This is a genomic window from Lentimicrobium sp. L6 (assembly GCF_013166655.1).
In the GTDB taxonomy this organism is placed as follows: Bacteria; Bacteroidota; Bacteroidia; order Bacteroidales; family UBA12170; genus UBA12170.
Genome location: NZ_JABKCA010000067.1, coordinates 14,756 through 29,021, shown reverse-complemented (window position 1 = coordinate 29,021; position 14,266 = coordinate 14,756). Strand labels below are relative to the sequence as shown.

The 14,266-nt window shown below is 34.3% G+C and carries 13 protein-coding genes; all 13 read left to right on the top strand.

The features are described 5' to 3' along the window. Positions 1-194: 194 nt before the first annotated feature. Positions 195-908, top strand: a complete 714-nt coding sequence (locus HNS38_RS15740; protein WP_172279017.1) for a hypothetical protein — start codon at positions 195-197, stop codon at positions 906-908. Positions 909-1,831: 923 nt separating this feature from the next. Continuing rightward, complete coding sequence (locus HNS38_RS15735; RefSeq protein WP_172279015.1) at positions 1,832-2,026, top strand: hypothetical protein; 195 nt, start codon at positions 1,832-1,834, stop codon at positions 2,024-2,026. Positions 2,027-2,207: 181 nt separating this feature from the next. Continuing rightward, positions 2,208-2,435 carry a hypothetical protein gene (locus HNS38_RS15730; RefSeq protein WP_172346692.1) on the top strand — a complete coding sequence of 76 codons (228 nt, stop codon included), beginning with the start codon at positions 2,208-2,210 and terminating at the stop codon, positions 2,433-2,435. A 486-nt stretch (positions 2,436-2,921) separates the two neighbouring features. Continuing rightward, a complete protein-coding gene (locus tag HNS38_RS15725) occupies positions 2,922-3,380 on the top strand; it encodes a MarR family winged helix-turn-helix transcriptional regulator (RefSeq protein WP_172279011.1) in 459 nt (152 codons plus the stop codon). A gap of 419 nt (positions 3,381-3,799) precedes the next feature. Continuing rightward, complete coding sequence (locus HNS38_RS15720; RefSeq protein ID WP_172346691.1) at positions 3,800-6,061, top strand: molybdopterin-dependent oxidoreductase; 2,262 nt, start codon at positions 3,800-3,802, stop codon at positions 6,059-6,061. Continuing rightward, positions 6,058-6,591, top strand: coding sequence for a 4Fe-4S dicluster domain-containing protein (locus HNS38_RS15715; RefSeq protein ID WP_172279006.1), 534 nt, complete (start codon positions 6,058-6,060; stop codon positions 6,589-6,591). Before HNS38_RS15720 ends, HNS38_RS15715 begins: the two co-directional genes overlap by 4 nt. Positions 6,592-6,603: 12 nt before the next feature. Further along, positions 6,604-7,596 carry an NrfD/PsrC family molybdoenzyme membrane anchor subunit gene (nrfD, locus tag HNS38_RS15710; RefSeq protein WP_172279004.1) on the top strand — a complete coding sequence of 331 codons (993 nt, stop codon included), beginning with the start codon at positions 6,604-6,606 and terminating at the stop codon, positions 7,594-7,596. Between the two features lie 11 nt (positions 7,597-7,607). Next, positions 7,608-8,144 (top strand): YeeE/YedE thiosulfate transporter family protein, encoded by a 537-nt coding sequence (locus HNS38_RS15705; RefSeq protein WP_172346690.1) that lies wholly within the window; start codon positions 7,608-7,610, stop codon positions 8,142-8,144. 12 nt (positions 8,145-8,156) lie between these two features. Further along, positions 8,157-8,747 carry a YeeE/YedE thiosulfate transporter family protein gene (locus HNS38_RS15700; RefSeq protein ID WP_172278999.1) on the top strand — a complete coding sequence of 197 codons (591 nt, stop codon included), beginning with the start codon at positions 8,157-8,159 and terminating at the stop codon, positions 8,745-8,747. Between the two features lie 10 nt (positions 8,748-8,757). After that, positions 8,758-9,384, top strand: a complete 627-nt coding sequence (locus tag HNS38_RS15695) for a rhodanese-like domain-containing protein (protein WP_172278997.1) — start codon at positions 8,758-8,760, stop codon at positions 9,382-9,384. Between the two features lie 25 nt (positions 9,385-9,409). Then, positions 9,410-10,027, top strand: a complete 618-nt coding sequence (locus HNS38_RS15690; RefSeq protein ID WP_172278995.1) for a rhodanese-like domain-containing protein — start codon at positions 9,410-9,412, stop codon at positions 10,025-10,027. A gap of 18 nt (positions 10,028-10,045) precedes the next feature. Then, complete coding sequence (locus HNS38_RS15685; RefSeq protein WP_172346689.1) at positions 10,046-11,173, top strand: rhodanese-like domain-containing protein; 1,128 nt, start codon at positions 10,046-10,048, stop codon at positions 11,171-11,173. A gap of 186 nt (positions 11,174-11,359) precedes the next feature. Next, positions 11,360-14,161 (top strand): alpha-amylase family glycosyl hydrolase, encoded by a 2,802-nt coding sequence (locus HNS38_RS15680; RefSeq protein WP_172278990.1) that lies wholly within the window; start codon positions 11,360-11,362, stop codon positions 14,159-14,161. Positions 14,162-14,266 lie beyond the last annotated feature (105 nt).

The window sequence follows — 14,266 nt, the reverse complement described above, 5'->3', positions numbered from 1 at the left end:
AGCACTGCACGGAATTATGCTGAGTTGTCTTTTGTATTGAATGTTATTTTAGAAAATCCTGAATTGAAGAACTATGTTTAATGATATGGTAAACAGCGTTATATGGCGCACGGATTGCAAATCCGCGCTAGCGGGATTGATGAAAGCATTTGGTCAATATGGTGTGTTTAGAAAAAACCTTTAATAAATAATATATGAAATTCATTAGATTAATTATCACAATTGTTATAGTATTTGTTACTTCGTCACTTCATTCACAGAGTTTAATTTCAAAATTAGATACTGCATTGTATAGTTCTGTTGGTATGATTAAAAATACTTTGGGTTTTGATACAAAAGCTAAATGTTCGTATGCGGTAGTGAGAATATTATCGACAAGCTCTAAAAGAAGGATTGATTTTAATATTTCTTATGTTCATCGTAGATGTTTGGTTGAAAATATTTATGCTGATTATTATCTAGTATTTAATGATACAGTTAAAATAATTATAATTAATGATTCTAAACTAAAATTTGAATTTCCATTGTTTTTGCAAAAAGATGATTGTTTATGCCCCCCAGGTTCAGAGTTTGATTTTGGAAATGATAGGTTTGATTTTCATCCTGTTGTGTACTCCTTCTCTTCAACGTGGCTTTTGAAAAAGAGGAAGCTTAAAATTGATTATAAATATATACCATTTAAAGAAATTCCGTTTAATAATAGGCCGATAAAAACATACTTTGGGATACCAGGCCGATTGACAATCGATACAGCCAGCAATCCCAATGGGGATTTTTGGATACGCAGTTTAAATAGGGTTTATCGATTGACAAATGGAACTCAGATGCCAGATAGTGTATATAATAAAAAGATTAATAGTCATTTTATTATAGAATTAGATGAACAGGAGTGTTTATTTGATAGATAAACCGTTTGTTTGGAAAGGTCTGTTACTAAAACTCCTGCTATCACGGAAATGTTTTTCAAAAGACGGTCAAGCTACATGGTAATACGGTTACTGAACAACATCATTTTGGTTATGATATCGGTGGTTATCAAATTACTACTGGTTCTTTTAATGATGCATTGTTTTCTTATAAATACTCAATTAAGGTATATCATTATAGTACGGAAGGATATTACTATTTTAATGTAATGTCTACAAATGTTCTTAATTTTATAAAATCGGCAAATTATTCAGGTGGGCTTACAGAAAAACCTTATCCTTATTAAATTAAAAACCCGCTAGCTCGGAAATGTTTTCTGTGCGTATAACAACAAGATAGGCAGTCAATTTATTAAATTTTCTATCTTTGTTAGATAAGTATAAAATATACCAATCAGATAAAGCTTATTTTATTACTATGACAACGGTTGGTTGTGAAATAGATAGAAGAAGAGCCAGAAGGCAGACGAGAATGGCTATTGCCATTATTACAGAAATTTTGTGCACATTTAAAGTGAGAGCAAAAGCACAAGGTCTGGCAAGATGGAAATCATGCAAAGGTAATTTATAGCACAGAGTTCTTTTATGAGAAATTGAATTATATTCACCAAAACCCAGTTCAAGAAATGATAGTAGAAAAACCTGAGGATTATTTGTTTAGCTCAGCTAGAAATTATGCTGAATTGCCTTTTGTATTGGATGTTATTTTAGAAACACCTCAATTGAAGAATTATGTTTAGTGGTTTGGTAAACAGTGTTATATGGTGCACGGATTGCAAATCCGCGCTAGCAGGGGCAAAAATTAAAGCTGGTAATTTTGATAACTCTGATTTTATAGAATTAAATTATGAAGTGTTGAATTATTCAGTAAGCAAAACAAATGATGTATTAAACTCAAATAAATAATGGAAAGAGAATTAACTGGAATATTTTCAATAGTTGCAAGTATAATAATATTGCTAACCGTATATGGTAATAAAGATAAGAGATTTAAGCTTATAGAAGGTAAAAAAGATTTTCATGGTTACCTTAAAACATATTCTGGATTAGTATATTTCTTGTTAGCATTGATTACTGGATTATATTTATTATTTTTTTAATACGCATAAAGTTTTCCTTTTGCACTGAACAGTTATTTAGGTTTTTACAAACTTATGATTGTCTTGTTTCCTGTATAACCCGCTAGCGCGGAAAGTTCTACTGATTGTAACATCAGTATGTTTTCCGTGCGTATAACATTAGTACGAAAAGCTAATTTCCAAAGTTTTCTATCTTTGTTAGATGTCAGATAAGTATAAAACGCACGAAGCAGATAAAGCCTATTTTATAACAATGACCACAGTAGGCTGGGTAGATATTTTTACAAGAAAGAATCACAAACTTGCCATTGTAGATTCTTTAAAATATTGTCAAGAAAACAAAGGTTTAGAGATTTACGGTTGGGTATTAATGCATAGTCATTTACATTTAATGCCGATGAATTTAGGAGATAATATTATTTTGGTTTGAAATATATGATTGCAATTTAAAATTATCGGCATTTACCACCATTATAATAATGAAATTGCATAAAGCATTTTTCATTAAACAATTGGTAGAATTTGCAGAGCAGCAGAAGGTCATAGCTTAACGGATATACTGAGAAATTTAAAAAAATATGTTTCTAAGAAAATTGTAAAACAAATAGAAGAAGGGCGAGAAAGTAGGCGAGAATGGCTTTTGCCATTATTTAAGAAATATTGTGAGCATTTAAAGCGAGAGCAAGAATACAAACTTTGGCAAGATGGTAATCATGCTTAAGTAATTTACAGTAAAGAGTTCTTTTGTATCTTTTCTTGCTAATTTAAAAAAATGAAAAGTTTTTATCTGAATTAATTCATCCTTCTTGGTGTGTTAATTATTAATGACTCGCATAAATAGACAAAGTATAAATAGCGAAACTCGATATACTGATCCCTAAAAAATTATTATGTTTGCATAATAATTACTCATACTATGAAAGCTCAAGATACTATTGGTTACCAAGTAAAATCGGGATGGCAAGCTATTGTCAAAATGTATAATCGTTTGACTACTGAATATGACTTTTCTCAAGCGGAGGGTTATGTATTAATAAGTATTAAAAAGGATGGTATTCCGGTAACTAAAATAGCTCCTCTAATGGGTATAGAGCCCACCAGTCTAAGTCGCCTATTGAAGACCATGGAGGAAAAAGGATTGGTTTATCGTGAAAAAGATTTAGTTGATCGACGAGTAGTGAAGTTATATCTTACACCAAAAGGATTGGAATTAAAAAAGATCAGTCGTAAAATGGTTTTGGATTATAATAAAGCCATTTTAGAGCATGTTGGACAAGAAGATTTAGATGCATTTCTAAAAACAATGGATAAAATCAAAAAACTTACTTGTACTCTAGCTGTACCCGATAATGAATTAGATTCCAGAAATTGTTAGAATTCAATAGTATAATTTATTACCATTTCAATAAATTAGATTTATTTAGACTATATTTAAATTATGCATAAGAATTCAATTTGTATAATATCTAAATAGAATTTGTGAATCTCAGATAATCAGTACATTAGTAATTATTTTATTCGTGTGAAAAATATCACAATAGTATTGATGTCACTATATCAATCACTTAGCATCTTGTGTTTTAAAGCGCTTTAATATCCCCGTTTCATTTTAAACAGCTATTTTTGCATTTTATATATAGATATCTATATATGATGATGTGTAATGAATATTGATTTTTATCAAAATAACTAATTCATGAACCGAACATGAATTTAATCATGCTTAACATTTATACAAGCATGATTAAATTCATCGAGAGTTCCATCTGACCATGAAAAATAAATTAATAACAGATGAAAACAAGACGTGAATTCATAAAGATTTCAGCAGTGGCAGCAGGAGGGATTGCTGTTCTAAAACCAGCTTTAAGTTGGTCACCTGATTTCTTAAAGAAAGACATAGAACCCTTGGATGAATCAAAAGCAAAAAGGTATCCTACTTTTTGTGAGGTTTGTTTCTGGAAATGTGCCGGATTCACCTATCTGAATAAAGATGGTGAAATTCAAAAAATTATTGGCAATGATAAGGATCCTCACTGTAATGGTAGGTTTTGTCCTCGAGGCACAGGTGGGGTAGGTATGTATTATGATAATGATAGACTTAAATTTCCTCAGAAACGTGTAGTTGATGGTGATGGAACTCATAAGTTTGTTCAAATTTCATGGGAAGAAGCCCTAGATACCATTGCCGATAATATGAAAGACATAGCCGATAAATATGGACCTGAAAGCATGGCCTTATTATATCATGCAAGTAGTGGTTCTTATTTTAAGCATTTGATGCAAGCCTATGGCTCTAAAAACATAGCTAAACCTTCATATGCCCAATGCCTAGGGCCAAGAGAAGCTGGTTTTGTCGCTACTTATGGAATGGGCGTGAGTTCTCCGGAACCCACTGATATTAAAAACACGGAGTGTTTGGTATTGATAGGAAACCACGTAGGTGAAAATATGCATAATGGTTATGTGCAAGAAGTGGCAGATGCCATTGAGCGAAACGCTTCCATTATTACTGTAGATCCTCGTTTTTCTACTATTGCTAGTAAATCTAAATTTTGGTTGCCTATTAAGCCAGCAACTGATCTGGCATTATTATTAAGTTGGATTCATGTATTGATTTATGAGGAGCTCTATGATAAGAAATATGTGGAGCAATATGCATTTGGATTTGATGAGTTAAAAGCTCATGTAAAAAATTTCACACCAGAATGGGCCTATACAAAAACAGACATCGATCCTAAAGATATTCGAGATTCAGCTTATGAGATGGCTAAAGCTTCCCCTGCTGTTATTGTTCACCCGGGTCGTCATACCACATGGTATGGGGATGATACACAAAGAACTAGAGCTATTGCCATTCTGAATGCACTCTTAGGTTCTTTTGGAAAAAAAGGAGGATGGTATTTTGCTGAAAAGAAAAGTGTTCCTCATTTTCCATCCCCAGAATATCCACATCCAAAATGGACTTGGAAAGACATCACTAAGAAAACATATAAAGGAGCAGGAACTGGTATTTCCAACGATTTAATCAAAGCTTCTTTACCAGAAAATAAAAACGAACACAAAGTTAAAGGTTGGATAGTTGTCGGTACCAATCTAATGACTACTATTCCTGATGTGGAAACCACTAAAAGAGCCATAGAGAATTTAGACTTTATTGCAGTGGTAGATACCATGCCCATGGAAATTACTGGTTATGCCGATATACTTCTTCCTGAGTGTACTTATTTAGAAAGATATGATGACATCAGGTCGAGTCAGCATAGAATTCCAAATATAGCATTACGTATGCCTGCAGCTAATCCTCGTTGGGAAAGTAAGCCAGGCTGGTGGATGGCTAAAGAGATCGCAAATCGCTTAGGATTAGGAGACTATTTTGCTTACGACAGTGTTGAGGAGGAGTTGGACTGGAAATTCAAGCAAATGGGAACCAGTCTCGAAGAAATGCAGAAAATTGGTGTGAAACAATTTGATAAGGAAACGGATTTATACTTAGCCGATGGTGAAGAGCACTATTTCAATACCGATACTGGTAAAATTGAGCTTTATTCCTTAGACTTAGAGGCTAAAGGTTATGACCCAATGCCTAAGTTCATTGAGCATAAACAACCTGATTCTGGATTCTATCGTTTGATTTATGGTAGAGCTCCAATGCACACCTTTGGACGTACCATCAATAATCCAAATCTTACCGATTTAATGGATGAGAATAAGATATGGGTAAACCCTAAAGTAGCTAAGATATGGGGAGTAGAGGCTGAGCAAGAAATCTGGTTGAAAAACCAAGATGGAAAAATCAGTACTTTCCCAATAAAAGTAAGGATTACAGAAAGAATTCGTCACGATAGTGTATATATGATTCATGGATTTGGAAATACTGAAAAGGGCTTGAGTCGTGGATATGGAAGAGGTGCTTCAGATAGTGAAATGATTACCAATGTGAAAATTGATCCTATAATGGGAGGAACAGGAATGAGAGAGAATTTTGTGACTTTCCTTCTTGAGAATCCTCATTTAGAGGAAAACAAAATAGAAAATAAGGAGGCTGAATCATGAGATATGCCATGACCATGGACACCAGAAAGTGTGTTGGATGTAGCGACTGCGTGGTAGCTTGTCAAACAGAGAATAATGTTCCTTTAGGATATTGTCGAGATTGGATAGTGGAGCATACTGCTGGTACTTATCCTCATCTTGATATGGAGCTTCGTTCAGAACGTTGTAACCAATGCGATAATACGCCTTGTGTGAGAACTTGTCCAACAGGAGCTAGCCATGTGATAGAAGGAGGGATTGTGAAAGTAACTCCCGAGGAATGTATTGGGTGTGGTGCTTGTATTCAGGCGTGTCCCTACGATGCACGTTATTTCCATCCAGATGGTTATGTAGATAAATGTACATTCTGTGACCATAGAGTTAAAAAAGGACAAACCACAGCTTGTGTGGCTGTATGTCCTACCAAATGCCTCACTTTTGGCGATTTGGATGATCCAAACTCAGATGTGTCAAAATTATTACGAGATAGAAAATGGAAGGTTTTAGCACCTGAAGCCGGAACTAAGCCTCATGTATTTTTCTTAACTTAATTATTTATAATCATGAACGAAGAAATTATAATCAGCGGTAGGAATCTTCCATATATCGATCCAGTATTAAACATCTGGCATTGGCAAATTCCACTCTATCTCTTTGTGGGAGGATTAGCCGCCGCATTGATATTTTTCTCTGCCTATTTTTTTATTAGAGGTAGAGGAGACGAATTGAAAACTTCTGTACAAATTGCACCTATTTTAGCGCCATTTGTTATTGTCATAGGTCTAATAGCTTTACTTCTAGACCTTAGACATCCAGCTTATTTTTGGCAATTATATACCACCATTCGATTAGATTCTCCAATGTCGTGGGGAGCTTGGACTTTAGCAGCTATCATGCCATTATCAGTCATCTGGCCTTTAACTTTTTTGAAGGAGATAAAAGAATACTTCTCTGAAAGTGGAAAAAGAGTTAAGGGTTTGATTCAGTGGATTGAAGACATTATCAACGCCATTAAACCTCTAAAGCTAAGTATTGAATGGTTTACCAAATATCGTTACCAATTGGCATGGGTGAATGCCATATTAGCTATTATATTAGGGGTTTATACTGGAATTTTATTATCTGCTTTTAATGCTCGTCCTCTTTGGAATACAAGTATTTTAGGCCCTCTGTTTTTAGTCTCAGGATTGTCAACAGGAGCAGCGGTCATTATGTGGATGAGTAGAAGTAAAAAGGAAAGATTAATTTTTAGTAGAATCGATTTATTATTAATAGCTATTGAGCTCTTCTTTATTATCCACTTATTTATGGGGTTCTTAGCCAGTGGAGCAGTGCAAATTGAGGCTGCTCAATTATTCCTTGGAGGAGATTATACTGCCATCTTCTGGGCTGGAGTAGTTATGGTTGGATTAGTGATTCCTGCCATTTTAGAAACGATGGAGTTATATGGTTATCATATTCCAATTTCTATTCCAGCATTATTGATCTTAATTGGTGGATTATTATTCCGATTTATTATGGTGGAAGCTGGACAGATAACAAGATATTTATATTAATACATGGAAAAATGAAAGATATAAAAAGAGATAAACCAGATCCAAATAAATATATGAATCCCTATTTAGCAGGGATCCTATTAGGTATCGTTATTATAGCAGCCTTTTTCTTCAGCGGTGAAGGATTAGGTGGGAGTGGAGCATATAAAGATATGGTGAAAGCTAGTGTGGTTAAAGTAGCTCCAGAGTATGCCGCTGATGCATCTTATTTTGAAGAAGCCGCCAAGGCAGAACTTAGTCCTATGAAATCCTGGTTAGTTTTTGAAGTATTGGGAATGGTATTAGGAGGTGTGGTTTCTGGAGCTTTTGCTGGTAGACTGAAGTTGAAACTTGAGCACTCACCAAACATTACCTCAAGGACAAGAATCATATTCGCTATTTTAGGGGGAATATTTTTTGGAGTAGGTTCTCAACTGGGCAGAGGATGCACATCAGGAGCTGGACTTAGTGGAATGGCTGTGATGTCTTTGTCAGGCTTTATAGCAGCAGGTGCCATCTTTGGTGGAGGCTATCTGTTCGCGTACTTTTTTAGAAAATTATGGATTTAAAAAGAAAAGAAAATGGCACCAATATTTGAATTTACAAGTGAATGGAACCTGCTAGCAGCCTTAGTGATAGGATTTGCCTTTGGATGGGTTTTAGAAAGAGCCGGATTCTCTACTTCTAGAAAATTAGCCGGTGTGTTTTATGGATATGACTTTGTGGTTATCAAAGTGTTTTTCACAGCTGCTGTAACGGCAGCATTAGGGTTGTTTCTACTGAATCAAATGGGATTGTTATATTTTGACGAAGTATGGATGCCCAACACCTTTTTGCTTCCAACAATAGTTGGAGGGGTAATTATGGGAATTGGATTTATTATGGGGGGATTTTGCCCTGGAACTAGTGTCCCTGCTGCTGCCATTGGAAAAATAGATGCCATGTTGTTTATCGGAGGAATGGTAATAGGCATATATTTTTATTCGTTTACCTATGAATGGATCTGGGAAGACCTCAGAAACAGTACTAATTTAGGCAAAGTGAAAATGGGTGAGCTCCTCGGTATTGGAGAAGGCTTAGCTATTTTTGTATTTATTGTGATTGCCTTAGGAACTTTTTGGTTGGTAGATACTATCAAAAAGAAGTTTAAAATTGAAGATGTAAACTATTAATATAGAAATCATGAAAAAACAATATTTGTTAGGAATGGTTTTGTTTTTGGCTTTGGGTTTATTCGTCGCTTTTTCAGGAGTAAAGAAAAGAAGCTATGTAGAAACTAAACCAGACCAGCTGTTTCTCGATTTAATTGAAAGTACGCGTTACTTTTCAGTGGAAGAAGTGGCTCAAATGATCATTGCTGAGGATCCTTCTATACTATTAATCGATGTGAGAAGTGAAGAGTTCTTTAATAAATTCTCCTTAAATGGAGCTATAAATATTCCATTGAAAGAATTATTCAAAGAAGAAAACCTAGGGTATCTTGATCAAAATGTTTATAAAACCATTTTCTATTCCAATGGCAGTAGTGATGCTGATGTGGCTTGGATTATTTCCAATCGTATGGGTTTTAAAAACACATTTGTGATGTTGGGTGGATTGAATACTTGGGTTGATAATATTCTTCAACCGCGTGATAATTCAGTGATTTGGGATAAAGTACATGATCAAATGTATCAGTATAGAAGAGGAGCCAGTATTTATTTTGGTGGCGATGATAATGGAGTACAAGAAAGCGGTGGTGAAGTTAAAAAACCAAGTGCAGCTCCTATCAAGCGCAAGAAGAAAGAAGTAGAAGGCGGTTGTAGTTAATCATTCATCCTCAAAAACTAAAAAAATGAAAATAATAAAGAAACTATTTTTTGTGATGCTTTTGGCTTTTATCATGGTCTCTTGTAGCGATAGCAGCAAAAAGGAATATGCTTTAAGCATAGATGAAACCCTAGATGCCTACTTACATAAAGAAGATATTTTGTCCATAGAGAAATTGGCTAATATCCTACTTTGCAAGCATGAAAATGTTTATCAAATGATAGATCTAAGGACGCCTCCTGAGTATATTAAAAGTCATGTGGAAGGAGCTATTAATATCCCAGCTAAGAATGTTTTGGATATGGAATATTATGATATCCTTAATCAAGATGAAATCATAAACGTGCTTTATTGTCGTGATAAAAACCAAGCTATAAATATTTATATGATATTGAAACAATTAGGTTTTAAAAATATAAAAGTAGCTTTAGGCGGATATGATTATATCAATGAATTCATTATCGCTCAATATGGTATTCATTCTGGTGATTATAACGATGAGAAACCCAAATATGATTATTTGAGGATGGTAGTTGGTGTAGATCAGCCAGTTCAGGATAGTATTTCTGCTCCTCAAGTCATTGTGAAGAATCCTAACAAAGTGGTTAAGGATTTTGATGAAGAATGTCCAGATTTAAACTAATACACAAAAATTAAGTAAATGAATAATTCGAAATATATCATCATTATAGCACTTCTTTTAAGTCTAGGACTTAGTTCTTGTCAGCAAAAATACGAGCCAGGTCATGGTTTGAAAGAAGTTCCTGAAGGTAGAATAGATATACCTGAAATTGAAGCTCTCCTCACTTTTATGGGAAATTCAGGAGATTATATCAATTCACCAACTTTCCCTAGTTTAATAAATGCTGAGGATGTCTTCGAAAATTTAAATAGCTATTTTATTATAGATATCCGAAATAATGAGGACTATAGAGGCGGACATATTAATGGAGCTGTTAATATCGATATTCCAAATTTGATGGATTATCTAACCAAAACGGTTGCAGCTTCAGCTTATGACAAATTAGTGATTGTTTGTAAGAATGGACAAACATCAGCCTATGTAACTGGAGTGCTTCGTTTGTTAGGTTATAGTAATGCTTATTCTATGAGCTATGGAATGTCATCTTGGAATCCGAGTATTGATTATTGGAGTGATAGAGTATCAAATAAATATGCAAATAAGCTAGAAATAAAGGAAAATGCTTTATCAAGAACCTATCCTTTTCCTCAAATTAAAACAGGTCAATCCTGTGGAGCTGAAATATTGAATGCTAGAGGAATCACTCTATTCAATACGCCAACAAATAGGTTGATGATAAAAGCAGACAGAGTGTTTAAGGAGTTAGATGAGTTTCACATCATAGCCTATATGCCAAAGGAAATCTACGATCAAGGTCATATACCAGGTGCATTTCATTATGAACCAAAACAATCTTTAAACAAAGAAGACTTACTAAACACGCTGCCATCGAATAATAAAAAGATTTTAGTTTACGATTATACTGGACAAACGGCTTCTTTTGTGATGGCATATTTAAGGCTACTGGGGTATAATGCTTTCACAATGCCCATGGGTGCCAACAGCTTTATGTATCATATTTTGGAAGCCAATGGGAAACCCGTTTTTGAGAAATCGAAGAAAGTAAGTGATTTTCCTTTGATTAAAGGAAATACACCAACCGATAAAGAATTTGAAAAACAAATCAATTCTTCTACCCCTGCACCAAAAAAAGAGAAAAAAATTATAAAACGTAAGAAGAAAGAAGTAGAAGGCGGCTGTAGTTAAAAGAAAACCTAAATCATCAATTATATATTTTAGAGATTTCCATTGGGGAATCTCTTTTTTCATAAGGAATTTTGTGGTCTACAATTATTTATTTACAACAAACGTTTGCGGTTCTTTTTTAGTCTAACATTGCAATAATCACATCTTTATTTAGTTACTTTTGTGATTCATACAAAAAAAAATCAGATGTTTAAAAAATTATCAGTACTTCTAATGGCATTTTTGGTGTCATTTGGGCTATTTGCTCAAGTAGTTACTACCAATCCTGCTTTTCCCCAGGAAAATCAACAAGTTATTATTACTTTCAATGCTGCTGAGGGGAGCCAGGGATTAATGGGCTATACTGGAGATATCTGGGCTCATACAGGTGTAATAACTGAGAATAGCACTTCTGGAGGTGATTGGAAATATGTAGTTGCTGGTTGGGGTGAAAATACCGATAAAGCCAAACTTACTCGTATTTCTGATGATATCTATACTTTAGATATTGGCCCATCAATTCGTGAATATTATGGCGTACCAGAAGGAGAAGCTATCCTCCAAATAGCTTTGGTTTTTCGTAATAGCGATGGAAGTCAAACAGGAAAAGATGATGGTGATTTAGATATTTTTACAGATGTTTATGAAGCAGGATTAAATGTAGATATTGAATCTCCAATTAATGGAACCATCATCAATTTAAATGAAACTATTCAAGTAATTGCAAATGGAACCGATGCCGATTATACTAAGTTCTATATTAATGATAATTTAATTGCTGAGTTCGATCCAGAAGGGTTTACTTATGATTATACAGCAACAGTTGATGGTAAAACTACATTTAAAGTTGAAGCTTACTCTGGTGCAGATATGGTAGTCGATTCCGCTTATATTTTTGTGAAAGGGGAGGTTACTGTTGAAGAACTGCCTGCTGGTATGAATGACGGAGTTAATTATTTAAGCGATAACTCTGTTATTTTGAGTCTACTAGCACCTGGTAAAGAATATGCCTTTGCCATTGGCGATTTTAGTAATTGGGAAGTGAGTGATGAGGTATTCATGAAGAAAACTCCTGGTGGAGAGCGGTTTTGGGTACAAATTGATGGTTTAACACCTGGCCAAGCTTATATTTATCAGTATTATATAGATGGAGAATTGAAAGTGGCAGATGTATATTCAGAGCAAATCTCTGATCCTTGGAATGACCAATATATCGATGAAAATACTTTCCCTAATATGCCAGAATATCCAACAGGAAAAGCAAGCGGTATTGCCTCTGTTTTGATGACAGGACAAGAAGAATACCAGTGGAATGTAGAAAATTTCCAAGCACCTAAGGTTACTGATATGGTGATTCAAGAAATCTTAATTCGCGATATCCATGCAAACCATAATTATCAATTTATGATTGATACACTTTCTTATTATAAAAATATGGGCGTCAATGTGATTGAATTAATGCCCATTAATGAATTCGAAGGCAATAGCTCTTGGGGATATAATCCTTCTTTCTATTTTGCCGTAGATAAGTATTATGGAACTAAAAATAAACTGAAGGAGTTTATTGATCTTTGTCATGCCAATGGAATTGCTGTCGTTATCGATATGGTTTTAAATCATTCTTACGGACAAAATCCTCAAGTGTTGATGTATTGGGATGGAATCAATAACCGCCCTGCTGCTAATAACCCATGGTTTAATGTGCAATCTCCTAATACTTCTTATAGTTGGGGGTATGATTATAATCACGAAAGTCCTTTTACAGAAGCTTTTGTGGATAGTGTGAATTCTTATTGGATTAGCGAATATAAAGTGGATGGATTCCGTTTTGACTTCACAAAAGGTTTTACTAATACTTCAGGTGATGGTTGGGTATATGATGCCAGTAGAATAGAAATTCTTGAAAGAATGGCCAATAAAATTTGGGAAGTAGATGACGATGCTTATGTTATTTTTGAACATTTAGCAGATAACTCAGAGGAAAAAGTTTTAGCTAATAATGGTATCTTATTATGGGGAAATATGAATAATAACTTCAAAGAAGCTAATATGGGTTATAACTCAAGCGGGAAATCTGACTTAAGTTGGTCTTCTTATCAAAGAAGAACTTGGAATGATCCTCATGTAGTATCTTATATGGAAAGTCACGATGAAGATCGTCAGATGCATTACAACCTTACTTGGGGAAATAGTAATGGAGATTACGATATTACTAACTTAGGTACTGGATTAAGAAGAATTGGTTTGTCAACCCTGTTTCATACCATCATTCCAGGTCCTAAAATGTATTGGCAATTTAGTGAGCTAGGTTATGATTATTCTATCAATTGGCCAAGTGGAAATGATAACGATAGGTTAACTCCAAAACCACCAAAATGGGAATACCAAGAAGATTGGCAAAGAATGTATCTTCACGATATTACAGCTGCTTTAAATAAGCTGAAGACTGAGCAGGATGCTTGGGAAACCACCAATTATGAGATTGATGTTTATGGAGCCATTAAAACCGTAACCTTATTGCATGATGATATGAATGTAGTAGCTGTTGGAAATTTTGATGTGGTAAATAAGGAAGTAGAAATCGATTTCCCAAATAGCGGAACTTGGTATAATTATTTCGATGATCAAACCATCACTATCGGTGCTGATTTAAAATGGGCTACCACATTAGATAGAGGAGGGTATTTCTTATTTACAACGGTTGAACTAGAGAATCCAGAATTAGGTACTGGAATTAGTAACAGTCCAATGAGTTCAAATAGCTCCTTAACCCTGTATCCAAATCCAGCACAAGATCAATTGCTTGTCCTCCTCCAAAGTGGAGCAAAAGGAAGTCTAGAGTTAAAAGTGCTAGACATTAATGGTAGAGAGGTATTCAGAAAATCTAGTTATTCTGTTACCAATACCTACGAAGGCGTTATTCCTGTAAATAATTTGGAAGAAGGAATTTATATTCTTCAAATTCAAACCGAATCTAGTATTATAAGTCAGAAGTTTATGAAGTTATAAACTGAAATTAAAATATGGAGAATCCTCAAATTATTATTGGTTTGGGGATTTTTTGTTTTAATTAGGATTTTATAGTTGCTCATACATAGCAATTATAATGGGTAG